17 protein-coding genes are annotated in these 26551 nt (G+C 43.7%); 3 read left to right on the forward strand and 14 right to left on the reverse strand.

Annotated elements, in window-relative coordinates; genetic code table 11:
- The first annotated feature begins 10 nt into the window (after positions 1–10).
- Positions 11–1951 (forward strand): glycoside hydrolase family 2 TIM barrel-domain containing protein, encoded by a 1941-nt coding sequence (locus WC496_06815; GenBank protein MFA5292731.1) that lies wholly within the window; start codon positions 11–13, stop codon positions 1949–1951.
- On the opposite strand, the gene WC496_06820 is transcribed toward WC496_06815, so the two are convergent.
- The 13 genes from WC496_06820 to WC496_06880 form a co-directional block, all read right to left on the reverse strand.
- A complete protein-coding gene (locus tag WC496_06820) occupies positions 1952–3013 on the reverse strand; it encodes a uroporphyrinogen decarboxylase family protein (GenBank protein MFA5292732.1) in 1062 nt (353 codons plus the stop codon).
- A 12-nt stretch (positions 3014–3025) separates the two neighbouring features.
- The gene (locus WC496_06825; GenBank protein MFA5292733.1) at positions 3026–4075 is read right to left on the reverse strand and encodes a uroporphyrinogen decarboxylase family protein; all 1050 of its coding nucleotides are present in this window, start codon (positions 4073–4075) and stop codon (positions 3026–3028) included.
- 93 nt (positions 4076–4168) lie between these two features.
- Entirely contained in the window at positions 4169–5173 is a 1005-nt protein-coding gene (locus WC496_06830) for a uroporphyrinogen decarboxylase family protein (protein MFA5292734.1), read from the reverse strand.
- Positions 5174–5192: 19 nt separating this feature from the next.
- A complete protein-coding gene (locus tag WC496_06835; protein MFA5292735.1) occupies positions 5193–6452 on the reverse strand; it encodes a carbohydrate ABC transporter permease in 1260 nt (419 codons plus the stop codon).
- A gap of 1 nt (position 6453) precedes the next feature.
- The gene (locus tag WC496_06840; GenBank protein MFA5292736.1) at positions 6454–8871 is read right to left on the reverse strand and encodes an extracellular solute-binding protein; all 2418 of its coding nucleotides are present in this window, start codon (positions 8869–8871) and stop codon (positions 6454–6456) included.
- 114 nt (positions 8872–8985) lie between these two features.
- On the reverse strand, positions 8986–9888 hold the full coding sequence (locus WC496_06845; GenBank protein ID MFA5292737.1) for an AraC family transcriptional regulator: 903 nt from the start codon (positions 9886–9888) through the stop codon (positions 8986–8988).
- Between the two features lie 223 nt (positions 9889–10111).
- Complete coding sequence (locus WC496_06850) at positions 10112–11089, reverse strand: PEP-CTERM sorting domain-containing protein (protein MFA5292738.1); 978 nt, start codon at positions 11087–11089, stop codon at positions 10112–10114.
- 166 nt (positions 11090–11255) lie between these two features.
- The gene (locus tag WC496_06855) at positions 11256–12419 is read right to left on the reverse strand and encodes a uroporphyrinogen decarboxylase family protein (protein ID MFA5292739.1); all 1164 of its coding nucleotides are present in this window, start codon (positions 12417–12419) and stop codon (positions 11256–11258) included.
- A gap of 28 nt (positions 12420–12447) precedes the next feature.
- Entirely contained in the window at positions 12448–13491 is a 1044-nt protein-coding gene (rhaT, locus tag WC496_06860) for an L-rhamnose/proton symporter RhaT (GenBank protein ID MFA5292740.1), read from the reverse strand.
- An 85-nt stretch (positions 13492–13576) separates the two neighbouring features.
- The gene (locus WC496_06865) at positions 13577–14455 is read right to left on the reverse strand and encodes a hypothetical protein (protein ID MFA5292741.1); all 879 of its coding nucleotides are present in this window, start codon (positions 14453–14455) and stop codon (positions 13577–13579) included.
- 135 nt (positions 14456–14590) lie between these two features.
- Entirely contained in the window at positions 14591–17110 is a 2520-nt protein-coding gene (locus WC496_06870) for a hypothetical protein (protein MFA5292742.1), read from the reverse strand.
- A 72-nt stretch (positions 17111–17182) separates the two neighbouring features.
- On the reverse strand, positions 17183–18355 hold the full coding sequence (locus WC496_06875) for a hypothetical protein (protein ID MFA5292743.1): 1173 nt from the start codon (positions 18353–18355) through the stop codon (positions 17183–17185).
- A gap of 104 nt (positions 18356–18459) precedes the next feature.
- Positions 18460–19485 carry a glycosidase gene (locus WC496_06880; GenBank protein ID MFA5292744.1) on the reverse strand — a complete coding sequence of 342 codons (1026 nt, stop codon included), beginning with the start codon at positions 19483–19485 and terminating at the stop codon, positions 18460–18462.
- Positions 19486–19756: 271 nt separating this feature from the next.
- Here WC496_06880 and WC496_06885 point away from each other — a divergent pair, with 271 nt between their 5' ends.
- Positions 19757–20821 carry a hypothetical protein gene (locus WC496_06885; GenBank protein ID MFA5292745.1) on the forward strand — a complete coding sequence of 355 codons (1065 nt, stop codon included), beginning with the start codon at positions 19757–19759 and terminating at the stop codon, positions 20819–20821.
- A gap of 30 nt (positions 20822–20851) precedes the next feature.
- A complete protein-coding gene (locus WC496_06890) occupies positions 20852–23608 on the forward strand; it encodes a glycosyl hydrolase (protein ID MFA5292746.1) in 2757 nt (918 codons plus the stop codon).
- Between the two features lie 76 nt (positions 23609–23684).
- Here the strand turns inward: WC496_06890 and WC496_06895 are convergent, their stop codons facing one another.
- Positions 23685–26465 carry a cellulase family glycosylhydrolase gene (locus WC496_06895; GenBank protein ID MFA5292747.1) on the reverse strand — a complete coding sequence of 927 codons (2781 nt, stop codon included), beginning with the start codon at positions 26463–26465 and terminating at the stop codon, positions 23685–23687.
- Positions 26466–26551: the final 86 nt, after the last annotated feature.

Here is a 26551-nt window from a genome sequence, read left to right on the forward strand (position 1 = left end):
ATAAGTAAATATGACTAAATATTTTTCACTCGCATCGCTGGACTGGAAACTGGCGGGTTTTAATCCGTTCGAATGGAATCTTGATGAATATATTAATATAAGCACTCATTCAAGAGCTGAAATTCCAGCCATCCCGATACAGGTGCCCGGTTCGGTACAAACTGCACTGCTTAATGCGGGACTGATTGAAGACTGGACTAAAGGTCTCAACGGCAGACTATGCGAATGGGTGGAAAACAGGCATTGGATATTCCAAACTGTTATGCCGGATGAATGGTTTAAAAATAATAAAAATTTCAGCATTACTTTTCTCGGACTGGACTATTGCGGCAAAATACGAGTCAACAGCAAAACGGTTTACACCTTTGAAAATTCTCATATCGCCCACAATGTCAATATAACGGAGTATTTGAAAGAAAAGCAGAATCTTCTCGAAATCATCTTCGAATGTCCGCCGCGGTGGCTCGGACAATTCGGCTATACTTCCAAAATGACAGAATGGAAAGTACGGTTCAACTATTTCTGGGACTGGGTCAGCAGGCTTGTTCAAATCGGGATATGGGATGATATCCTGCTTAAAGCAACTGATGGTATGGAAATCAGGGAAACAAAAATCACCACTGATTTCGATATAAATAAAAAGACCGGAATACTGAATCTTGAAACAGAAATTCAGGCTGCCCCAGACTCGCATCTAAGAATATGCCTGAAAAAAGGCAAAGAAATCATAAAAACCGAAGAACACCCTGTGCAAAATCAATCATTTTTATGGAACGGGCTTAATATCGAATGCTGGCAGCCGAATGGCAAAGGCAAACAGCAATTATATACCCTGACTGTTGAATTGCTGGATTCAAATAAAACGACTATCGACCAGATTGAAAAACAAATAGGTTTTAAAAATATCAAATGGGAAAAATGCCTGAACGCCCCACCGCAAGCAGACCCGTGGCTTTGTGTGGTAAACGGACAAAAGGTTTTCATTCAGGGATTAAACTGGACGCCGATTCGGCCCAACTTTGCCGATGTGAAAATTGAAGATTATACAAGATTACTTAAACTCTATAAAAAACTCGGTTTCAATATGATGAGAGTATGGGGAGGAGCGTTTCTCGAAAAAGAATGTTTTTATAATCTCTGCGATGAACTCGGTATTATGGTTTGGCAGGAATTTCCATTATCCGCGTCCGGCGGCGACCGTTACGCACCCGATGACAAAGACAGCATAAAGCAAATGACCGGCATCGCAAAAGATTTTATTAAAAGACGGCAGCATCACGTCTCTCTGGCAGTATGGTGCGGCGGAAATGAATTACTATCCGCTAAAACTGAAGACTCCCCTACAGCAAATCTTAAACATCCAATGTTAAAAGCTATTAATAAAATGGTAAAAACTCTCGACCCTGGGAGAAGATTTGTCGTTACCATGCCGACGGGACCAAAATTCAGCGCCGACAGCAAAGACTTCGGCAAAGGCGTCCATTGGGCCGTAAACGGCCCCTGGAAAGCGGTTGGAAAAATCAGTAAAGATTGGACCGAATACTGGAACGGCGACGATTCCCTGCTGCGGTCCGAAGTCGGTTCGCCGGGGCCCTGTTCAGCGGAAATGATACGAAAATATAAAGGCACCTGCAGTGAAATGCCCGCCACGATTGAAAATCCTCTCTGGCGGAGAGCGCCGTGGTGGATTGACTGGCATGAGTTCATAAATGAGAACGGCAAAGAACCGCAAAACCTTGAAGAATACGTCAAGTGGGGTCAGAAACGACAAGCCGAAGCATTAAAAATAGCCGTCAGCGCCTGCAAAAAAAGATTTCCTGCCTGCGGCGGAATCTTTATATGGATGGGACACGATTGTTTTCCGTGCCCTTCAAATACTTCCATCATTGACTTTGAAGGAAATCCTAAACCTGCGGCTTTCGCTATCGGTGAAATATTCACAAAAGATTAATCAGCGATTATTTACGGCAGCTAATATCATAGCGAAATAATTTTCATCGGGAACATATTCCGGCACGGAATTTCCTGTGCCAAGGGCATAGCCGCCTCTGTCCCTTGTACGCTCGAGCATTTTTGCAGACCTTGTATATACTTGCTGGGGCGTTGAACGAACGATGAAATCCAAATCTATTCCGCCCACAATCGCTATTCGAGGATTATATTTTTCGTAAGCATCTTCTACAGGCAAAATAGTATCCTCATATGAATGTTTGCCGTCAAAGCCGATATCATCGATAATAACATCCATAACATCCTTAAGGTTGCCGCAGGAATGCATTACCGCGTATCTGCCCGCATGGTGAGCGCAGGCGACAAATTTTTTGTGCCAGGGAGTGATGTATTTCTTCATATCATCCGGCGACATCATCGTTTGGGTTTTGAAGCCCCAATCGTCATTTACGAAAATAGCGCCGACACTTTCATATTTCAGGCAGATTTGATAATGCTTTAAAAGCCGCTGGCCAATGGCATCACAAACGGCTTTCACTAAATCGGGTTTATCTACGAGTGAATAACAAAGATTATTATATCCCATCAGTTGAATCGTAGTTTCGAGAACGCCATAAGGGCCGGGAATGATAAGTTTCATATTGCCGTCAATCGGCGAAAGAATATTTTCAAGACAGTCATAAGAAAAATTATCAGGGTCAGGCCATTTGTACGTTTCAAAACTTTTCCAGTCGCTTATCATACAGGAACGGTTCAACGAAATGGTTTGCTTTTCAGTATGCGCAAAATCAACCGGAAAATAAAAATCTGAGGCATTGATAACCGCGAAATCATATCCGGCATTTCGAAATGCCAATACCGAACGGAATCTTTCATGAAATTTTTTATCGAACGAATAGGAATTTATCTGCGAATCAGCCAGTATCGAGTATATCCGCGGATTCATATAAAATTCAAAAAGAGTGTCCCTGTTCGGCTTTTGTTTTTTCAGTACCTTAACAATATTTTCGAAATCGGGCGGGCTTTTTACAGGCCCTTTCCATTTATAATCAGAGGTTGGCATAAATTCCTTTCATTAATATTTGCCGTAACGCTCGGCAGCTTCTATCATAGCGAAAATATTTTCATCCGGCGTATCTCTGCCGCACTGGTCGCCGGTCGAAAGAATAAAACGACCACCTTCAGCGGCGTCTTCTATGGCTTTTCGGCTTGCTGCTATAACATCGTCTCTGCTTCCAAGCAGCATCGTATTTGTCGTATGCAGATTGCCTTTTAAAACTATTTTATCGCCGTAATTTTTTTTAAGCTCAGCAAGAATGCAGTCTCCCGCCGGCGGAATCTCCAATGGGTCGATAACTGTAAGAGAAGTCTGCTCGGCAAACAGCTTAACGAGTTCTTTTTCCGGGCCGCAGGAATGAACATGCGTTGGAATACCGGCCTGAGAGGCAAGCTCTATTACCCTTTTAACGGCAGGATAAGCGACTTTAAGAAACATATCCATAGTCTGATAAATAAGAGTACCTGAGCCGCCGACGCACAGGAAATCAGGCTTTACATCGAGAGACATAATTCTCTGGAATCTTTTTTCGGCTTGTTCCAGACGCTGCTGCGCCATCTTTTCCAAGTCGAATTGACCGTCATAATATTTGAAAATATCTTCCTGCGATGCAAACGCGATGGTATATGTAACAAACACGCCGACAAGTCCCTGCTGGCCCATCATCGTTTTTATTTTCCTGAGACCTTCAGTGCCGATATCAATTGGCTTAACGCCTGAAAGTTTTTCCCACTTTAATGGCTCAACCGGAAACCCGATTTTATCCGGAGAGACCTTAAAATTTGGAGGATTATCTTTCGGATAAATATTTATAAACGGTTCCCAAAAAATCTTATTGCCGGCCTGCTGATATCTTTGAGTTACTATTCTATCGTCATCTTTGTGCACTATCGCAGTGAGCCAGTCCTGCGGGTCTTTCTCTTCCGGAAAGTTAAGCGGGAAATACCCGTCCATAAGCGCATCAATTCCGAAATGCTTTGCGCAGTCGATATACGCTTCCCATATAGGCGGGTCGTTATAGAGATATAAATCCCAAAACGGCTTGCCGGTGCGTCTGGCAGGCATCATATTTGAAAAATCCGGAGATACGGGAACTCTGTCGGGTAATTGGCCCGAAAGAACTGTTTGTAAGCGTTGCCGAGGAGTCATTTTCATTTTCAATCAGACCGAAAAACTGTCCCATGTTTCGAAAACTGCTTCAACGTTGTCAGGATTGGCTTCAGCGCCGAATTCGCACTGTGCGATAACGGAGCCATTATCATAAAGGTAATCTTTGACCAGCTTGACGGCATTAACAACATCTTCACGGCTGCCGTAAGGTAATATTTGCTGGCGGTCAATCTCGCCCCAGAAAGTAATTTTGCCCCTGAACAGGCTGCCGAGTTTTTGAATATCCATACAGAAAATCTGGCTGTTTATCGCATCAAGACCAAGTTCTATCAAATCAGGAAGAATATCAATTATATAACCGTCAGAATGCATAAAAGCTTTTTTACCGCTGTTATGAGCAATGTCGATATACTCTTTATAAAGAGGCTTAAAATACGTTCGCCACGCTTGCGGCGATATTAGAAGCGACCTTTGGCTTCCCCAGTCGTCCATAAACCACAAAGCATCGACATCCGTTTTTGCCCATGCCTGCAATTCCCTGACATTGAATTGATGTACTATTTTAAACAATTCGAATAAACCGTCCGGCAGTAATGCCATATCCATAAGGAAATTTTCACTGCCTCTTAAAAACTGCATTCTCTCAAAAGGACGCGGGCAGGCTCCGCCAAGAACAAATTTATCGCTTTTGCGACAAAAAGCGTTAACAGCTTCGACATCAACGCCGAGAAGTTCCTGCGGAGGTTTGATATTTTTCAAGTCGTCCCAGCTTTTAATAATCGGATTTTTTATCTGGCCGACTATTCCCGACTGTTCATTTTCCCAGACACAGCCCCATTCATCGATGAACGTTCCCTTGAACATATCGCCTTTGACGACAGGCGGTTTAAAATAACAAACGTCAGGACCAACAATATCGTCCGGATACTTTTGTTTTATCTGTTCATATCTTTGCGCATAATGTTCTTTTGCCCAGGGCAGCGGCCATAACTGGCGGGGAATGCGTTTAGGGCATTGTTTGTTTAATGTTTGATAAACGAGTTCTCTTGAAGTCATAATTATATCCTAATAAAAATCAGCCTTTGATTCCGGTAGTAGCGATACCGGACATAATATATTTCTGCAGAAAAATAAATAATATTGCGACGGGCAGCATTGCCAATACGGCACCGGTCATAAGCAGGTGCCTGTTGTCGATATACGGAGAACGAAAATATTCAAGTCCCAGCGTAACAGTTCTGTAAGCAGGATTATCGAGATAAATCAGAGGCCCCAATACATCCTGCCATGTATAAACAAATGTAAATATCGCAACAACTATCAGTACAGGAATGCTGTTGGGGAGAATTATATAAAAATATCTTCTTATCGCGCCGCAGCCGTCTATTTCCGCTGATTCGTCAAGTTCCTTCGGCAAAGTCAGCATATACTGACGCATTAAAAACACATTGAACGCGCCGGCAGTAAAATGTGGAACTATCAGCGGAAGAAATGTATCTATCCAGCCCAAAGATTTATATATCGCAAAAAGCGGAATTAAAGTTACCTGCATTGGAATCATCATCGTCGCCAGTACTAATACGAAAAGGAATTCCCTGCCTTTGAACTCTATTCTCGAAAAACCATAAGCAACAAAACTGCTGGAAAAGATTTGACCGATTACCGCAAAAATGCTTATAAACAGACTGTTGCGCATAAATACCGCAAAGCCGGTTGATTTCTCACCAAAAGTCGCTTCAGGCCCCTTCATCGTCTCCTTGTAATTGGCCCAGCGTGGACTGAAATCTCTTATCGGCTTATGCTTTACATTCAAAAGAGGTTTAAGATATTCTGTTAATGTCGAAACTCCTAACGGTGCTGTGAAAATAATCTCATCAAAGCCATTGCTGCCGGTCCTGACAAGTCTGGCCAGTACCGCTACAGGCTGTTTTATTCCTTTAACTCGATGAGAAGCCGTCTTGGAAAAATCAACCGTGTCCTGCGGTACAATTTCACTCTTTACCTGGTCGTCAGAAAGCCACTCAACAAGCGAGGTCGGCTGATTCTGATTAAGTTTCAGATAATATCCGCCGCTGCCGGCAGATTTGGAAACCAAATCCGGCGATTCGCATAATTTAAGCCATAACGAACCGGTCGCGGAAAAAATCCTGCCCTTTGCCGGTACTTTTATATCGACAGTGCTGTCTTCACAGGGATAATACGCCGGCGGAACCATAGACATACACTCGCGTGATTTCAATGATGACGACAAAACCCAGTAAAACGGAAATATAAAAAATATTCCCGTTAAAACAAGAGCAATGTAAACAAATATTTTTTTGGTCGGAAGAATCATATCAGTCCGTATGAACAAATTTTTTCGAAATTTTTAACTGAATCATTGTTATGGCAAATATTAAAATGAAAAGAATTATCGCATAAGTACAGGCATTGCCCATTCTCAGGCTATTGAACGCCTCGTTATAAATATTGACCGCGTAAAATCGCAATGAATCGCCCGGCTCGCCGATTCTCGAAGAATCCTGCGCGAAAAACAAAGCCGGCGTAAAAACCTGGAAAGCTCCTATCGTATTTATTATTACCGTAAACATTATTACCGGCGACAGTATCGGTATGGTTATATATATAAATTTCCTTACAGGGCCGGCCCCATCGACATCCGCAGCTTCATAATACGAACGGGGTATCTGCTTCATACCGGCGTAGTAAATTATCATCGCGCTGCCTATCCAGAAAAAATTCATCAAAACCACCGCATAAAAAGCATGAGTTGCGTCTATCCAGTTTACAGCCTCTATGCCCAAATATGAAAGAATATGATTTATTATGCCGTAATCCTTATTAAACATATTGAACCATAGAACCGCCGCTGCCGCCCCGGTAAACAAAGATGGAAAATAAAAAATCGCCTTGAAAGTACCGGAGAATTTAATATTGCAGGTTAAAAGTCCTGCCGTAAACAATCCGCCGATAAGTGATATCGGAATTACAAGCAGTGCATATTTGAATGTTTTGGAAAGACCGAGGATAAAATATTCATCACCGATAAGATGTATGTAGTTCCTCATGCCTACCCACTTCGGAGGCATAATCATATTCCACTGGGTAAACGAAATAACTATCGAGGCCAGTATCGGCAGCATCGACAGGCAAATAAAACCAATCAGCCATGGCGATATAAAGAAATACCCGGCTTTATTATTGCGTCTGAATCCCCCGCCGGCGTTTCCTGCGGAACTCTTTCCGATGTTTCTGAAATACAGCAAAACAAAAAATACAAAGGCGCAAAATAAAATCGCGGGATAAACATACTTAACACCAATCCCGCCGGCAGGCATATTTGCCCTGGCAAAGGCTTTTTTGGCATTTTCATCGAACTTCTGCAGCCTGACCGGAACCATGGCGTCTATATATTTCCCCATACCCGCGACAAAATCAGCATAATCCTGTTCGGATATTTTCCCATTATTTCTGGGTAATTGACTCATTCTCTTTTCGTATTCTTCCGACATATCCTGTTCGAGTCTTTGGCCGAATTTTGTTATTTCCGTTCTCAAAAATGCGTTGGATGTTGTTTCGGACGGATGGGATATAGGCATATCATACAAAAATGCCTCGCAGCCCTTAATACCAAGATCGTTATTTACAAAGGCGTCCTGCGATGCAATCAGTGCTGGAAGGTTTTTCAATTTTCGTCCTATTATATCCTGTGCTGGTTTTGAAGTGGCAAACTTTATAAATCTCCACGCTGCATCTGGATTTTTGCTGAAACGATAAATGCCGAGGGAATTTACATGTATCAATTGCGCAGGACTTGTCCCCCTTGGCATCGGTGTCAATCCGAAATTAACGCCTGCCTCTTTCATACTCGCAAGTGCCCATGGCCCTGTCGTGCACATCCCGAATTTCGGACTTATCAAAAGAGTTTCAAGATTGTCAAAAGCCCCGGACGCAAGACCTATAAATCCCAGTGCGGTGCGGTCGGCGTATTGCATCTTAAATACCTCGCAAACGGCACTGGAAAGGTCGTCGTTGACGATAGCCGTGGAAGACTGCGGATTGACCTGCCTGTCAAAAATACTGCCGCCGTACATCCGGTACATCGTCTGGTTCCACATTTGACCTATACCGAATCCGTATTGAGCAAATGTCCCATCGGCATTACGCAGAGTCAGCGATTTGCTGAGGTCTTTAAATTCCTGCCAGGTAAGGGGCTTGTCAGCCCTGGGCCACTTTTCACGGGGTATTCCCCTTTCCTGCAGCCGGTCGACCGAATAAGCAACCGTGCGGGCGGATATATCTATCGGCATTGTATAATAAATATTTTTCCAGCGGCAAACTTCCAATGCCGCCGAATAGTAGTCGGAGAAATTCACCTCGGAACTTTGTATATATTTGTCAATCTCAAGAAGCGCACCCTGCTCTATCCAAACGCCCATGTTCTCGGAATAAAGGGTTATAACGTCAGGAGCCAAACCGGAAGCGGCCTGAACCTGAAGCTTTGTCCAATACTGGGCCCAGGGATAAACATTGATTTCAAGACAAACATCGGGATTTTCAGCTATAAAAAGCCCGGCTATCTGACCGGCTATCTGCTGTTCTCCGGCTCCTCCGAAAAGCGCATATCTTACCTTTGTTTTTTGCCCTTTATAAGAAGTGTCCTCAAAAACATCGGCTTTCGAAATTGTTGAGGGTAAAAGTGCAAAAAACGAAATACAAAAAATCAGCGTTTTTCTTATAGCTCTATGACTCATTATTTCGCGAAACAATATAAAACTCTATTTTAAATGATTGGAGGATTATAACAATATAGAATATTGCGAATTCAATGTAGATTATTGCACTTAAAAAGGCCGGACGCGAATCAATTATTTCTTAAAATCACGCTGAAATACCTTCGGACTTACGCCGACAACTTTTTTGAACTGGCGGGAGAAATAGTAAGGGTCTTCAAAACCGAGTTCAGTTGCCACCTCGTAAACACATTTCATTTTCTGCATCAGAAGATTTTTGGCCTTTTCCATCCTCTGTCCAAGGGCGTACTGCAGCGGAGATGTGCCTACGGCCTTTGTAAAAACATGCCCCAAATGATACCTCGAAACATAACACACATCGGCCAATTCTCCCAGGGATATACTTCTATTGAGATTCTGATTAATATAATCCTGAGATTTTTTCACTATGGCCGCATCGCGTTCGGAAACATTCGTATCGTCAGCAACGGCATAGTCTTTCCAAAGCCTTTGTTTGACAATCCATATCATCTGCAAAATCATAGCTTCCACTATTTCCTCGCAATAGTGTTCCTGTTCCTGTACTTCCTCAAAAATTCTTTTGAACAGAGGGATAAGTTTACGGCCGAAACCCTTTATGATTTGTTTTTCAGGAACAAAAGGCGGAGGAGCAAAATAAACATGTTTATTTTTGGCTTCTATAAGGTCAAAAGAAATAGTATAGAAATCCAGCGGTAATTCAATGCTTTCCTCGCAATGGTACTGGCCGGGCTGAACAAAATAAAATTCGCCGGCAGATATAATAAATTCCTTTTCATCGATCCAGCAGCGAACCTTGCCTCGGTTAATCACTATCCATTCATGATTCAAATGCTGATGTTTCTTCCACCGCCAGGGTCTTTTTGTATTAACCCGCGAGACGGAGTCGAATCGAGGCAGAGTATAGATACGCAAATATTTACCTATGTAGTCGTACGCAATGGTATCGACTTCATTCATATCCAAATTCTGGATATAGATTGGTTCTTTATTCTGCACAAAACCCCAATAATATCAGACTGTATAAATTATATAACAGGTACATCATAAAATCAATCCATTGTATTGCAAAAAAACCGCCCGCTCCGGCCGGTTCATAAATAGGCGACACAAAAACGCTACAAATTTTACGGAAGTCTGAAAAATATATTAGGCATTTTAAAAAAGCGTCCCGATGCTTTTTGCTACCGGGACGCTTAAAATAACTAATTCTAACTGGATACTATTTCTTGCGACGAATCAGCAAGGAACTGCCAATGGCTAAAAGAGCCAAAGTAGCTGGTTCTGGAATTGTCACAGTTGTGAACCCATTTTCATCCACTGCAAAAAAGAGTTTACCAACCGCGCTCTCGCCGTTTGCTGTCAGCCAGCCATTACCGGCATACCAATTCATCTGATAAGCTATATCTTCCGGTCTGGCATCTTTGATTTCAATTGCACCAGTGCCGCTGATGTCAACACTATCAGTCGCACCATTGTCCATTGACAGGGAAATGACGCTCAGAAGTCCGCCATCGCCAACTTCGATACTGCCTGTGCCGCCAAAGCCGACATACATCCAACCTGCTGTCTGATTTACTGTACCGCCGTTAATAATCATATCGACATTACCACTTTCGCCAATGGTTGTGTCGCCGTTTAGCGTTAAAGTGGAACCGCTTTCTACCGTAATAGCACCGGTCCATCCACGAATACAGGGAACGCTCATTGCTGCACCATTACTCAGCGCGATATTGCCCGAACCGCCCATGCCGAGAAACATCCATCCACCAGTTTGATTTACTGATGAGCCGCTGCCGCTGACAGTCAGAGTACCGTTGCCGCCCTGACCAACTGTAGAATCGCTGCCGAGAGTAACTGTGCCGCCATCGCTGACGTTTACAGTTTTTTCGCCGGCATCAACACCAATACGCAACTGGCCTAATGCCAGGCTGCCGCCATTGACGTTAAGAGTTGCTACTCCGCCGCCATACATCCACATCATGTTGCCTACCGCGTTTACGCCCGAACCAACTTCGGCATATCCGGCAGTACCGGCATCTCGCATAATGGGGTCATCTGAAGCTGTCGGAACTGCTCCGCCCCAGTTTGCCGCGGTGTTCCAACTGTGATCTCCGCCGGCATAATTCCATTCGGCCCAACCGAATGAATTAGCGGCTGCAGCCAGTAAAATAACTGCTACCAAAAGTGTTTTCTTCATAACTTCTTCCTCCCGAAAAAAAATGTTACAATCTTTAAAACCAATTTATTGCTGGTTTTTTACGATTAAAACAAGCTACTTCTTCTTTGCCTATATTACTAAATTTCAGGGGTTTAACGCAATGGATAAGATTGCCTTTTTACTGCACAAAATTGCCATTACGCTTTTATTCATAAAATCCGTATTTATAAGCACTATCGAAAAGAGCAATGATATTATCGGCCGGTACGCCTGCCTGGATATTATGGACGTTATTAAAGACATAACCGCCCTCTTTTTTGAAGCTATTCATGTTCAATCTGACATTTTCTTCGACCTCTTCGGGACTTGCAAAAGGCAGTATATGCTGAGAATCGCAGCCGCCGCCCCAGAAGACAATTTTTGAGCCAAATTTGGATTTCAGGACATCAGGGTCCATCCGTTCAGCACTTATCTGAACAGGATTTAAAATGTCAACTCCGTTGTCAATCAGTTCCGGTATATATTCCATACAGGAGCCGCAGGTATGATACCAGATTTTTGCCTTAGTCCTGGATTTGATGAACTGAACAAGTTTTTTATGTCTTGGTTTTACAATTGATTTGTATAGTTCAGGCCTGAAAAGCGGACCGTTCTGACCGGCAAGGTCATCGCCGATCATTATAACATCAACCACATCGCCCACTTCCTTCAAAAACAATTCAAACCAGTCCATCCAGAATTTAAGCGTCTGGTCAATTAAAGCCTGGCAAAATTCAGGTTGCGTATGAAGGTCAATAAACCATTGCTCCAAGCCTCGAAGGTACCAGCAAATCTCATAAACTACGCCGGATATTCCGCTGACAACAGCGTAAGGCGTTTCCTTTTTAAGAGCTAAAGCTCTCTGTCTTAAACCATCGAATCGGCTGGGGTCATTACCTTTGGGAAAAGGATAATCCGCTATATCTTTAATCGAAGCATTTGCAAGAGGATGAAAACTAATATCCATATAGTTAGGCGCATCTTCGGGCATCGACCAAACCACACCAAATTCATCTTTCAGGTCGTACCATGTTTTGCCGTCTCGTTCATTTTTGACTATGCCGCCCTTCCAGCTTGCCGGAGCCCCTGCTGAAACATAACGAAAATCCACGTGAAAACACTGAAGAACAGCTTCGCAGGGCCGAGCCAACTGCTGAACCGCATCCATTATTTCAATGTTATCCTTTATGCCAAGTTTTTTAATAAGCCCTTCATACGCTACTTTATGTATTCCGGTCTGATTGCCGCCGAGGTCGATAGGTACACGGTCTGGTATTTCATGATTGAGCGCTTTGAGAACGCGCTGCCTTGAAGTCATTGTTTCTTTCATTATTTTACCCTTCATATTCTCTTAAACTTTATTTGCCAATCGCAGCGAGGTAATTACCGGCACCTACAATTATTGTTGACATAAACACAATAAAGATGCCCAGGATTATTATCTTCAATGTCCGCCGGCTGCAGCCTTTCCATTCCCTGAAATGCAAACCCCAGATATTACTGAATACAATTATGAATGCCATATGAATGGTCCAGCTTGAGAAGTCGTATTTTCCCATTTTGGTGGTGCCCATTCCATAGAACATAAACTGCAGATACCATGTAATACCTGCCAAAGCAGAGAAAATATAATTGCTGAGCAATGGGCTTTTCTTATTGAGATAATCACAGCCGGTCTTGTTTTTAATGTTCAAAAAGGCACACCATATAAAATTCGTCGTAAAGCCGCCGGCAAGAATTACAATCAGCACCGCACTGTTTTGAAACAGCGGCGGTACATTTTTTTCAACAGCCAATGCCGCGATTGGCTTACCGGCTGCGAATCCAAAAGCCATACAGGCGCTCATAATGCCTGCAAATACCGCGACAAGAATTCCTTTGCCGAGGCTGAATTCCTTAATCGACGCCTTTTGCTGCTCTACAGACAGTTCTTTTTCCTTCAGCAGCCCGGCCCATGCGCAAACCACTATCCCAAGCAGACAGACGGGCACTCCCGCAAGTGTTACAATTCCTGAAACACTGTGGAATAATTCTACAAATGTTCCATTATAAATCGGCGGCATAATCGTGCCGAATGTAGCGCAAAATCCGAGAGCTATCGCATATCCAAGAGACATTCCGAGATAACGCATCGAAAGGCCGAAAGTAAGGCCGCCGATGCCCCAAAGCAGGCCGAATAAATAACTCCAGATAACGCTTTGTTTGGGCGACTGCCTGAATAGTTCCATCAGTCCGGGAACTGTCAGAAAAGCCACGAGCCATGGAGCGATTATCCATGAAAAAAATCCTCCTACGAGCCAATAGCTTTCCCATGCCCATTGCCTGACCTTCTTGAATGGGATATAAAAACTACCTGCGGCAAAACCGCCAATCGCATGAAAAAATATACCTAAAGCAACCATAAACACTCCTTTGCAATGAATACAAAACAGGCCTGTACGCTTCTACTGTACAAGCCTGTTTTCATTTCAAAACATAATCGTTCTATTACTCAGGACAGCTTCCATCAGTCCTGTTACAGTCAAGCCATTCGCCTGCCATCACGGCAAAATCATCAAAATTAACTATACAGTCACCTGTCAGGTCAGCTATCGGAGCCGGCCAGCAAGCAGGCGGAACAGCGGTTACGATTGTTTCCGAATTTGGTCCAACCGCAACGTCAAGAGTACCGGCTCCATCATAGGATGTTATCCAATTACGCTCGGGTGCCGCATAAAAGCTTAAGACTTGATATCCAATATCAACTGGCCGCGGGTCTCTTATAATAAGTTGACCATCACCGGTAAGATTTACAACCTGTGAGCCGTCAGCATCCATTTGAAGATAAAATACACTTAAGGTACCGCCTGATATGTCTATCCTTCCTGTACCGCCGCCAAAACCAACATAAAGATAAGCAGTTCCGGTTACTGTAATATTTCCGTCAGCAATTTCGACATTGCCTACAGCATTGGCCCCTTGTCCTACGGACATATCGCCATTAACGGTAATTTCGCCGCCGCTCATTCTGAGGATACCTGTTCCATTATCAATGCCTATGCGGAATCCCTCGCCCGCATTTGTTGTGGTCAAGTGGCCTCCGGTCATATCCAGATAACATGGCCTTTGGCTAAAACCCATCCAAAGACTGCCAATACTTACATCAACAGTTGCGTCAACTGTACAATTTGGCTCAGAACCATCTATATCCGGCAGGTCAATCACTGCCAAATCTCCGGGATATGGCGGCTCGTAAGCATCCCAGTTGTCGCCCGTGTTCCAGTTAGGGTCTGCACCAAATCCCGTCCAATAAATATTCACCGCATAAGATTGAACTGTAATTGCTGCCAATAAAAACAATGAGAATAAAAATGTCCGTCTAATCATCTTGTAACCTCCTTATAAAAATATTATCTATTATCCTCATAAATACTAACATATAGGGCTAATCTTCTACAATGGACAAGATTGTGTTTTTAATTGACAAAATTGCTTGCGGCCCCCAAAGGCCTATAACAACCTTTAATTACCCGTACAAAGCCATTTTTGAGCTGAATTTCGATATTCGCTTTGAGTCGGATTCCTGCCATTGTTTTCGCGAAATTTATTCACAAAAGCCTTGGATTTCTGAAGAAAGTTATAATGCATAAGATATGTCGGCTGTTTTATACCTTTATTATCAATCAGCCAAAAACCGGCAAAATCGTTCCTGCTTGACTGGCCGACATTGCAGTACATTTGCCAGTACAATACAAATGGACAGCCCCATTCAAATGCCGAACAGGTAACAATCCGGCTCAATCGCTCCTGCTCGAAAGCATCGGAAAGATAACTTCGCTGAAAACCGTATTCGCCGATGAATACCCTCTTGCCGGGAATATCCTTAGCGGGGAGTTTTGATTCAAGAAAATCCAGAGATTTTTTATAACGCAGGCCGATTGCTTCGTCGCCCTGGTCGCGGTCAAGAGAATCATAGCTCGAATATGAAACGTAATCGACATTCGTAAAAGGCAGAACATTATTTGTTAAAGTATCGAGCCCTTTCATCGAATCTATAACGCGGGTAACTTCGGTGTAATTGAAGATTTCAACATTTGAATACACAATATTTTTCTTCGCGTCATCCACAGCTTTCTGGCGGATATTAAGCCAGTCAATCATACCTTTAATCGCTTTGGGCTTGGGATCGCCCGTATAACCTTTCAGCAGCATCCAGTCGCCCTCCCAGTGGCCGAGGTAAAAAGTCTTGCCGGTATTATTGTATTGCTGGAGCAGATAGCAGCAGAAGTCATAAAACTCATTATAGAGCGTTTCTTTTTCCTTATCTGTCATTCCATTCCGCCAGTCGCCGCCGCCAAATTCCAGGCCGCATTCATACGTCCAGAACAAATAATAATCAAAAGGCATATCCAGTATCTTTTTATAAGACGGCGATGTGCTGATAAACTGCCGAAGATTTTGGGGCCTGATTTTTTCCTTAAAATTATAAATATACGCTGACCTGCTGGATATTTCGCATTTTAGCACATTAGAACCCATATCAGCTATCGCCTTTGCCTGTTCGACAAGCAAATCATCTCCCGTCAGTTGATACATGGCCGAAAACGCCTGAGTTCCAATCGCATAATTAAACGCGCCGTATTTTTTATCCAGTGTTTTTTGCCGATCATTAAAACCTTCGGCCGAACTGAATAACTGAGGGTCTTTAGTGAGATTTAATAAAGATTTAATATATTCACCAAAAGCGCTGCTTCGATAAAAATCCGGGGCGGTTATTCCAAAGTATATCCACGCTGAATCTTTATATCGGCCGCTATAGTTTACAACCATTCCTCCGGCATAGGATGGGCCGCCAAGCCTGTCCTGCCCGGAAAGCAGCAAAGGTACGAATAACGATTTATCCGCCGATGTAAACCCCTGGGCCGCATAAACAGGAGCGTTAACAATAGTTTTAACCCGGGGCAAATTGCATAAAATATTTTCACTGCTGTTTGATGTCAATTCCACAGGCGACTGCAAAAGATATGGAACGTAATCAGCGAAAAATCTGATTGAACAGCTTTTGGCCGCAGGCAAATTGTCCGGGATATCGCACTTCGATGTCCCTATCTCATCAAGCCAGATATTATGGTCGCCATTTCCTGCCGTCGCATACGCTGAAAGGCCTAAAAGAAGCTTGTCGGCGTTTCCGATTTTAACATAATCTCCGTTACCTCCACGGCCTCGTTCGATTGGAGTTGGATGAAATTTAAAATCGTAACACGTCAAGGCATACTTATTCCAGGATTTCTTTAAATCAATTACCGCTATCCAGGTCGACAAATCTTTTTCGATTATCTCAATTACCACCTGAGGTGTGTTTTCGTCGCCCTTTGCCCAGAAAGATATGCAGTTATCATTTCTCTTTGTCTTTTTCGCAATTTTTGTCTGCCATAAATTCCAGCCGCTGACTTTAAAATATTTTAATTCGAAACGAGCTGCTTTACCGGAAACACCCTCCTCCGAATAAATCCGCGACGATACCGATTGATAACGTGATATGTGCTCCCAATCAGCGAAAGACTGCTCTTCAAATGTGAAAAGATTATTGGCCTTGCCCGAGGCGTCCAGAGCAATTTTATCTCTGACATCTTTTATATCGAGCCATTGACCATTAAACTTTTTATAACCCTGTCTTACCCATTGGCCGTCAATGAAATCGTAACAATTCGCAAAAGCCGGTCCGCCCAAAAGAATAAGGTCGCCGCCGTTCTGAACAAAATCAGTCAATGGCCCGGCCCCTAAAACAGGGAAAACCGAACTATCCGGAATTATTAAACTGTCATATTTTTTTATATTAAATATATTCGAATCGCACAATTTTGGGCTGTCAAGAAGTTCAAAATCCACCTGAGCTTCTTTAAGCAAATCAATAAATGCCGCAGGGATTTTGCTGTCGGAAGGAAGTGTCCGGTCGTAAAAAACAGCGGTTCCGGCCGGGCAGAATTGCGCAAATATAATAACAAGAAAGGCTGAAATAAAATAAAGGCTTGTCTTTTTCATTGAATTCCCGAACAAAAATTATAGCTTATTATTCTAACAAACAATGGACGGTTTTACCAGCCGAGATGTTTTTTAATTTGCCTTTTTCAGATATTCCGCCGCGGCGGTCTGAAATTCCCTGTCAGATGGCTGTCTTTGATTTTGGCGCAAAAAGTCCGCTGCGAATCGTTTGGCCCAATTGTAATAATCATAATGTATCTGATATATAGGCTGTTTAACGCCTTTATTGTCAATCATCCAATAGCCTTTGGGATTGGCTCCGCCCTCCTCGGCTTCATTATCGTATATTTCCCAGTACAAAACAAAAGGACAGCCCCACTGTAAAGCGGGTATAGCAACCGCCAGAGATGCTTCTTTTTGAGCCTGCGGAGTACCGACGCAATCAAGCGGATAGCCGTATTCCCCTATAAAAACACGTTTGCCGGGAATATTTTTCGGAGGCAGTTTCGATTCGATATAATCAAGAGCGGAAGTCAATTTATCGCCAACTGCATCCAGTCGCTGCTGAAAAGTAAGATTAGCATCATAAGGGTAAATCGCATCATAAGCGGAATACGAGACATAATCTATATTAGTATTCTGCAGGACTGAATTAGTTATTGTCTTATGACCTTTCATTGCTTCGATTACAATGTTAACTTCAAGATAATTATAGATTTCAACATTTTCGTGAGGTGTATCTTTTTTTGCGGCATCAATGGCGGCCTGACGGGTATTAAGCCAGTCAGTTGTTGAAGCGATCGCCAATTCAGTTGGTTCGTTTTCGTATTTTAACGGCGGACCCATCATCGCCCAGTCGCCTTCCCATTGGCCGAAATAAAAAGTCTTCCCCGAACCGTTGTATTTTGTGAGAAGAAAACAGGCCAGCTTATATATTTCATCATAACTGTCTTTCTTCTGCTGCTGCGTCCATCCCTTGCGCAGCACATCGTTAGGCTCTACGAAACTGTAAACCCAGAAAAGATAATAATTGAAAGGCATATCTAAAATCTTCTGACAAGAAGGTTCTTTCGATGCCAAATCTGTCAGGTTTGTGTAGCTGTCATCACTGCCGCCAAGTTTATAATGTTCGATGGACTTGGGGCCTAAATAGCATTTCAATACATTCGAGCCCATATCCATAATCGCCTGTGCCGTTTCAACAAGTCTTGTTTCGTCTGTGAAATGATACTTTGGGCCGAATGTTTGAGTGCCGAGAACATAATTAAAAGGTTTATTGCTGTCTGATTGGTGATTGGAATTCATTTGAGACTCATTATTATCGCAGGGAGCCTGATGTTTGCATGAAGTCAGAACAAAACTTATACATATAAGAAAACAAACCGTCCGTAGTATTGTTAATAATTTCATCAAACGACCATTTGCGCCGGACAGGACAGCAAATGTTCGAGGAGTTCGCTGAAACAACAGGTTGCCAATGCAACGTATTTGTCGGCGCCTCCATAATAAACAAAAAGCTGGTCGTCAAGCACAACTGTGCCGCATGGGAAAATACAGCCCTTATAATAACCGTCAAGTTCGTAATCTTCCTGCGGCTCAATAAGCCAGTCCGGCGTTCTATAAAGAACTTTGGAAGGGTCATTTAAATCCAGCAGAAACGCGCCAAGCCTGTAATGATTATCCGGCCCAACGGCGTGATATAACGCGAACCAGCCGTATTTCGTCTTTATGGGAGGAGTGCTGCCGCCGATTTTCAGTTCCCATTCATACTCAGCTTTCATCAGGAGTTTGCTTCGTCTGAAAGAAAATAAATCATCTGCCATTGATATCCAGATAGCGGGCCATTGTGTGCCGTAGCCGTTACCGCACCATTGAGAAGGTCGATGCAGCATAACGTATTTACCGTTAACTTTCTCAGGGAAGATAATCACGTCACGGTCGTCAATGCTCAGGTCCGTCAACACTCCGGCCCTTACAAAACTTTTGAAATCTTCTGTAATAACAAGACTGCTTATCGAACTGTTTTCTCTCATATATTTCGGAAAATGCTCAGGACATTTGGGGTATTTATACCTGGCCTTGTCGCCAAGCCAGTATTCGCCGGGCGGAAAGAAACGGGATGCGTAAGTGATATAAAAATGTCTGCCGATTTTTACTATACGCGGGTCTTCTACGCAGCCGCTGTCATATCCATTGCCACTTGGTGAAAAAACAGGTTCGGACGAAACCTTCTCGAAATTATATCCATCTGTGCTTTTCGCCAGTCCGAAATGTATTTTGTGAAAAACATCATTGCCGGCCGCACGATAAAGCATCAAAATCTCGCCACTTTTCTCGTCATAATAGGCTGCGGGATTGGTCGTTACTGTGCTCTCCCACCAACTACCTGGGGCGGGTGCAAGTATCGGATTACCCTGGTATCTCTCAAGCTTCATATTCAAACAACCTTCTACAAATTAAAATTATTAAAAGAAACAAGGCGGCGATAGTATATAATTTCCTCCAATCCTTTCCTTCCGGGGAAACTTACATCCCAGCCATTTAATTTATTGTAGAATTTTGCCTGTTTTTAATCAATGGACTCACTTGCTTATTTCCTGTATTATATTGTTTAAGCAATATAGTTAATGAAAACTACCATTTTGTCTATGGACGCACACCTGTATTTAATATAAAAAAATGGGCATGGTTATTACAGGACTTAAAATGATTCACAAAAGCGTCTTCTTAACGGTTATCGTATTATTCTTATCCGGCTGTTCTCAAAATGCCCTTATTTCAAATAAACAGCCCGGCTTTAAAATCCACAACGCAAATAAGCTGAAATTCTCAGTTCCAACCGACAGCGGCTGTCCGGCACACTGGAGCGACAATGTTTTCTATATTTTCGCTTCTTCTGAATTTGCCAAACGGCTTAGCGGGCCCAGTCTTTTTAATCTGAAGGATGACGGCTTTGTAAAATGGGACAGTGATGAAAAGAAAAGCCGGTGGATAGAGGCGACATATCAGGATGAAGACGGAACGCTTTACGGCTGGTATCATCACGAAAAAGGACCTGTGTGCAGGAACAGACTGCCAAAATATTACGCCGCTCCCGCAATCGGACAAGGCGTATCTCATGATAATGGAGCAACCTGGTTTGATATGGGGTTTGTCATAGACGACGAGCCGAATAGTTTCAACTGCGATACCCTAAATAAATATTTCCCGGGCGGTTCAGGAGATTGTTCGGTAATTGTCGATCAGAAAAAAGAATATATTTATTTTCTTTTCGGCACATATGGCGGGGATATTGAGCAGCAAGGCATCTCCACGGCTCGCATGCTGTATAACGACAGAAAACAACCGGGCGGAAAAGTATGGAGATGGTGCGACAACGGATGGACCCAGCCCGGCATCAACGGCAGGAACAGTCCTATATTCCCCGCAGTCGGCGATTGGCACAGCACAAAGCCCGATGCGTTCTGGGGGCCTTCGGTACACTGGAATACATATCTGCAATCATACGTGATGATTCTGAATCATGCCATTGACCCTAATTTTTGGCAGGAAGGGATTTATATATCGTTCAATAAAAATCTCGACAATCCGGCAGGCTGGTCCGAGCCGCAGTTATTAAGAAAAGACGGAAGCTGGTATCCGCTGATTGTCGGAACAGATAAGAAAAAACACCAAACAGATAAACTTGCAGGTAAAAAAGCAAGATATTTCGAACAAGGGGTTTCTCTTTGGGAAATTGAGTTCTTCAAGCCCGGAGAGAAAATTAATTAAAACAGAATTTATTATCGGAGAAAATTTGAAATGAGAAAGAAACAAACATCCCTAATTTTAGTTTTCACAGTCATTTTTTTGGCCGCACTGACATCCTTTGCCTCCAAACAAACAGATAAATTCTACGAAGGTTTCGTCAATCCGCCTTCCGAAGTCGGACCGGACGTATATTGGTGGTGGAACGCAAATGCCTTGAGCGAAACAGAAATCAGCCGTGAGCTTGACGTACTGAAAGATGCAGGCATACAGGGCGCGCTTATATTCCCCCTTCAGGCCCCGCTCGCACCGACTAAAATTGATGACAAGTACTTGCAGTGGCTAAGTCCTGAATGGTCGAAAATGCTTAAGTTTACGACTGAAGCCGCTAAAAAACGTGATATGTATATTGATTTGCTCGTCGGCACCGGCTGGCCTTTCGGCGGACCATCTGTAGAAGACGGCGACGGCATCAAAATTATAAAACTTGCAAAAAAAGAACTTGCCGGACCGGGCACATTCAAAGGCAATATAAAAGATTTTATGGCTTTACCGCCCGGAGCGTACGGCGAAACAACGCACGGCTCCGAACCTGAAATTAAATTTTTACGGCTCCTTCCAAAAAATCCGAAGGATTTTCAGCCGGGCATAGAGCTGAAAGATAAAATCCAGCCGGATGGTTCGGTTGAATTCGAAATTCCCGCCGGAGAACATATTCTTTATACCGGTACATATCGGGAAGGTTTTATTGTCGTCAATATTTCAGCTCCCGGCGGCGAAGGTCCCGTGATTGACCACCTCAGCAAACCGGCTTTGGATAAATACCTGGCAAACTTCGAAAAAGCACTTGAGCCTTACCTCGGCAAAGAGATTGGGGAAAACCTGCGTTCACTGCACTGTGATAGTTTTGAATTTACCGGCGCAAACTGGACTGCGGACCTGGCACAGGAATTTGAAAAACGCCGCGGTTATTCACTTGAACCGTATCTGCCCTTCGTTATCGAATGGCCCCCTGTATCAGGCGGACCGGGCTTTAACGAAATAATCAACAAAGTTCAATACGATTTTTGGAAAACTCAGAAAGAGCTGTTTAGCGAACGATTCCTTACAACTTTTTATGACTGGTGCCACAAACAGGGAACAGAATGCAGAATCGAACCGTACGGCTGTTATGCAACTGACCAGGTAGAGGCAAAACTGGTTCCTGACAGACCGATGGGCGAAACATGGATTTCGATGGAATATGAAATTCCAAAAACTGAAGTCCTGATACCTGTCGGAAAGGAAAGGTCTCCACGCAATTTCGGTATATGGAGCTGTATGTCGAATAAATACACTTCTTCAGGTGCTCACCTGTCCGGCAGACCGAATGTAAGCTGCGAAACAATGACCAGCGGCAGCGGAGCATTTTGCCTTCGCCTGCAGGATATAAAACTTGGCCTTGATACAAGTTTTATGGCCGGCATCAATCACACTTATTATCATGGTTACAATTTATCAACTCCGCAGGCCGGTTATCCGGGTTGGTTCTACTGCGGCTCGTACATCGATGAAAAGGAACTTTGGTGGCCGTATTTCAAGGAAGTAAATACATACAATGCCCGTGTTTCTTATGTACTGCAAAAATCCGTTTCGAAATCGCAGGTCGCTTTGATTTCATGGGAAACATTCCTGTGGGAAGCAATTCATCAGAACGGTTACTGTGTCGATTACGTAAATGAAAAGATTCTTTGCGATGCAAAATCCGACCGCAAAAAACTTATCTACGGCCTGCAATCTTATGAAATTCTCATAATGAACCGCGTCGATGCAATCGAACCGCAAACCGCAAAAGCCATCAAGGACTTCGCTGAAGCCGGCGGCAAAATCATCTTCATCGACCATGCACCGAGTTACGCTCCGGGTCTCACAAATGCCGCTGAAAGAAGCAGGCAAACCAAAGAAACCATAGATGAAATCATCGAGCGATATAGAGACAGAATTTTTATAATTCCGGGCGTCGGGCAGAATGAATGGCTCGATTGGGTAACTGTCAATATCGCCAAAACCGGCATTAAACCGGCTGTCCAGATATCAAAACCCGACAATCTGCTCTATCAGATACACCAGGTAAAGGACAACAAAGATATATTCTTCTTTGCCAATCTTGATGTTGTTAATTCAAAGACCTTTACCGCGACTTTCGATATCGCGGATAAAACTCCGTGGCGATGGGACCCGATTACCGGCACTCGTTCGGTAATGCCGCACAACGGCTCATCAATCGATATCAAACTTGTGCCGGCTGAATCACTGCTGATTATTTTCGAGCCTGATTTGTCTGAAAAACCTGCACAACAGCCCGTTGTTTATGCTGATGATTATTTCCAGATTGATACACCATGGGATTTGACGCTTAAGCACGTCAGCGGATGCACAAGCAAACTGACGCTTACCGCATTGGTTGACTTCAGGGAAAATCCTGACCTTGCCAAATTCAGCGGTACCGCAATTTATCGTACCGAATTTGAAATTTCGGATGTTAAGCGTACATTACTTTCACTGGGTACCATTTATGGTATTTCAGATGTCACGCTCAACGGCAAAAGCCTCGGCAATCGCTGGTGGGGCGAACATAATTATGACGCCTCCGGCGTATTGAAAGCAGGAAAGAATATTCTCGAAGTTAAAGTTGTAACCACACTTTCCAATTTCTTCCGTATATGGGACAACCCTGTTGCCAAGGTATGGACACAGGAAAAAGGCAATTCGAGAGACCCCGTATCCGAAGGTATGGTTGGACCTGTTCGATTGATTAGACAGGAAAAGTAAACAAATAATTAAGGGGCAGACCTGTGTGTCTGCCCCTTTTTTTTTATTTTTGCAGTAATGGGGGTCAAGCATCGCTTTAGAAATTAGGTGCAATCCAAAGTGCCTCATCCAGATAACCACTCATGCTTGGAACTATCAGGGTAAATGTTGTGCCGCTCGTTGACTTCGTCGTTGGACTGCCCCATACGCCTGTCGCTGTATTGTAAAACTTGTATGTATAGCTGCCGCTGGTCATACCGGTGAGCGTTAGAGTCATATTGTTGCTCTGTGTACTGCTCGAATTATTTCGCAGGAAAACAAATTGATCGTTCATCGTTTTTACGGCCATTACGGTAATATTGGAATTACCAATAGTTGCGCTTCTGCTGACAATATCTGCGTTTCTTGACATCATCTGATTAAGGAACGCTGCCGCCACTGAGAACTGGGATTCGTCATTGTTCCGTTCAAAATAATCCCACCACCACGTCAGTGGAAGTATCGGCGTCGGGCTAAACATGCCGAACCAGAGGCCGCGGTGCAAATTATCCACCATATTGGCATGCGTTTCGATAGTCGGTTCGCCGCTCGTATAACCAAATTCGCCCAGCACATGCGGTTTGCCATATACGTTTTCATAAGTATTAGTAATCAGATTATAGAAATTTACGGGATCGAATATGGTACTGCCCTGCTGCGTCCGATACGGGTGAGTTTGTGAAAAATCTATGTCAGGCATATCCCAGAAACCGGAATCCTGATAGCCCGTGCAACTGGTTGTGACAATGTGGTCAAACGGGTCGATATTCTTCAAATAGGCCGCAATTTCATTGTGCCAGTTCTCCACTGCATCTCTGTTAACGCCATAATGAACCCATGCTCCATCGATTTCATTCCAGAATTCTAATGCCGCGACATTGGTGCTGTATCCCCAGCGTGCAATGATGTAGCGAAGTTTCTTTTTATATTGCGCTTTGGCAGAAGTGGATGTAAAGAAATCCGTCTGCGTTGAGCACATTCCGCCGTTAACCGTGTTGTATGGATTTTTCGGCCAGCCGCACAAAGGGTCCGTCGGATTCGGGTCAAGTTCTCCGGCTCCATCAATCGAAACCGTTAAATAGATTCCATTTTGACGTGCAAGATTTACCGTATTATCGAGTCTCTGCGAAATTTGTTCGTCATATCGTCCCAAACCGTAAACAACTCCTTCGAGCTGAACGTTGTAAGGATTGGCTACCCAGAGCCGAACATAATTACAGCCAAGAGAATTCAGAAGCGGGAACAATCTGTCGTACATATAGCCGCCCTGTTCCCAGCCGATATTTTCGCCGATGCCGCGGATACGTTTTCCTGAATCGTGAATGAACGTATAATACGATGATGTATTTTTTAGAACAAAGCCATCGCCCGTAGAATCGCTTACATTAAGAGAAAAATTCTGCGATGACGCTGTTAATACAGATGACTGATAAATATCGATACGATAGGAATAAGTTCCAACCTGTCTGGGAGTAAACCGGCATTGCCACTGCGAATTGCCTGATTGACCGCCGGTATAAAAACACGGCAAAACCATATCAGGTCCGCTCGGCGGCGTAATAATAGCATCTACTCGTATATCGTCCGGATTGTATGGGTTAGACCACGTTGCCGAACTGCCGATATTTACAAACAGAGCATCGTATTTGTTTACGCTGTTTTTTTCAGGTGCTGCGATAATCGGGCCTGTGGTAAAACCCCATACAAAACCTTTGTAAGTGGCAGAATTTGTAACTTCATCGATTCGCCAGTAGTAAGTCGTATCAGCACTGAGAGTACCGGGGTCAAATGTCATCGCAGTTTGATTACCGGCAAATTCCGGAACTGCTTCCGTATAAAATTGCTCAGCGAACTGGGCGAAATCAATAAAATTATATGAAGTTAACCATTGCTCTGCGATTCTATCCAAATCCGACCAACTGATAATACCATCTCCATCGAAATCCAGACTCTGCCGCGAAGCATTATTGACATCGTCAAAACTTGTTCCGAAATATACATCATGACTAATTGCGCCGATTCCGGCAGACCATGTAAGATTTGAATTAAGATTTACTCCCGCTGAAAGATTGGCGGGATTTGGATTCCAGGCGTATTCGGCATTTGGAAGGCTCGCTGTAACCTCGGTGAAACCTGAGCCGTTAACTGTAAAAGTATGAGTAGCACGAGGGTCGCCGTTATAAAAAGTAAGCTGACCTGCCTGGATATAACCGTTAAGTTCGTTTGCAACGCCCGCGGCATCTGTATTAGTAATAACAAGTTTGCCGCCTGTGATATTCAAATGAGGACTGCCTGTGCCCATTACAACCTTTAGAGTGGAAAGAGTTCCACCGTCGAGATTAATAGTACCCGCAGCGCCATTATAGCCGATGTAAAGCCAGCCGAGCAGATGGTTGAGACTGCCGCCAGTCATGTTGAGTGTGCCAACACCGGTTCCCCCGTCACCAACGACCATATCGCTTCCGACTGAAATCGTACCGCTGCTGACGTTTACGTTGCCTATACCACCGGCCTGACCAAAACGAAACTGATTGCTCAGCGTAAGGCTTCCGCCTGTAATATTAAGGTCCGCCCTGCCGCTATAGCCCACCCACATCATATGGCCAACAGCGTTTATACCGCTGCCAATGACAGCGTAGTCATTCACGCCGTAGCCTCGCATTATCGGGTCCTGACTTGCAGTAGGCACTGCCGTCGGCGTCCAGTTATTGGTTTGGTTCCAGTTAGGACTTGTCCCTGCGTAGTGCCATTCTATCCATCCAAAACTCCTGGAAGTGCACAAAAGCAGGACAAAGAAGATATTTATATACATAGTCTTCCACAATATTCTCTTTTTCATACCATCTCCGATATTCATTTATTCACTATACTTTTTTTGCCACTCAAAAGTCAAGCTGTACCCTGTTAAATTGATTCAACAATCAA

The sequence above is a fragment of the Phycisphaerae bacterium genome (assembly GCA_041652575.1).
Taxonomy (GTDB): domain Bacteria; phylum Planctomycetota; class Phycisphaerae; order Sedimentisphaerales; family UBA12454; genus UBA12454.

What these genes read in the sequence shown, in the direction of transcription:
- WC496_06815 (MFA5292731.1), top strand. Translation starts at nt 11, where the DNA reads ATGACTAAATATTTTTCACTCGCATCGCTGGACTGGAAACTGGCGGGT.
- WC496_06820 (MFA5292732.1), bottom strand. Translation starts at nt 3,013, where the DNA reads ATGCCAACCTCTGATTATAAATGGAAAGGGCCTGTAAAAAGCCCGCCC.
- WC496_06825 (MFA5292733.1), bottom strand. Translation starts at nt 4,075, where the DNA reads ATGATGCCTGCCAGACGCACCGGCAAGCCGTTTTGGGATTTATATCTC.
- WC496_06830 (MFA5292734.1), bottom strand. Translation starts at nt 5,173, where the DNA reads ATGACTTCAAGAGAACTCGTTTATCAAACATTAAACAAACAATGCCCT.
- WC496_06835 (MFA5292735.1), bottom strand. Translation starts at nt 6,452, where the DNA reads ATGATTCTTCCGACCAAAAAAATATTTGTTTACATTGCTCTTGTTTTA.
- WC496_06840 (MFA5292736.1), bottom strand. Translation starts at nt 8,871, where the DNA reads ATGAGTCATAGAGCTATAAGAAAAACGCTGATTTTTTGTATTTCGTTT.
- WC496_06850 (MFA5292738.1), bottom strand. Translation starts at nt 11,089, where the DNA reads ATGAAGAAAACACTTTTGGTAGCAGTTATTTTACTGGCTGCAGCCGCT.
- WC496_06855 (MFA5292739.1), bottom strand. Translation starts at nt 12,419, where the DNA reads ATGAAAGAAACAATGACTTCAAGGCAGCGCGTTCTCAAAGCGCTCAAT.
- rhaT (MFA5292740.1), bottom strand. Translation starts at nt 13,491, where the DNA reads ATGGTTGCTTTAGGTATATTTTTTCATGCGATTGGCGGTTTTGCCGCA.
- WC496_06865 (MFA5292741.1), bottom strand. Translation starts at nt 14,455, where the DNA reads ATGATTAGACGGACATTTTTATTCTCATTGTTTTTATTGGCAGCAATT.
- WC496_06870 (MFA5292742.1), bottom strand. Translation starts at nt 17,110, where the DNA reads ATGAAAAAGACAAGCCTTTATTTTATTTCAGCCTTTCTTGTTATTATA.
- WC496_06875 (MFA5292743.1), bottom strand. Translation starts at nt 18,355, where the DNA reads ATGAATTCCAATCACCAATCAGACAGCAATAAACCTTTTAATTATGTT.
- WC496_06880 (MFA5292744.1), bottom strand. Translation starts at nt 19,485, where the DNA reads ATGAAGCTTGAGAGATACCAGGGTAATCCGATACTTGCACCCGCCCCA.
- WC496_06885 (MFA5292745.1), top strand. Translation starts at nt 19,757, where the DNA reads ATGATTCACAAAAGCGTCTTCTTAACGGTTATCGTATTATTCTTATCC.
- WC496_06890 (MFA5292746.1), top strand. Translation starts at nt 20,852, where the DNA reads ATGAGAAAGAAACAAACATCCCTAATTTTAGTTTTCACAGTCATTTTT.
- WC496_06895 (MFA5292747.1), bottom strand. Translation starts at nt 26,465, where the DNA reads ATGAAAAAGAGAATATTGTGGAAGACTATGTATATAAATATCTTCTTT.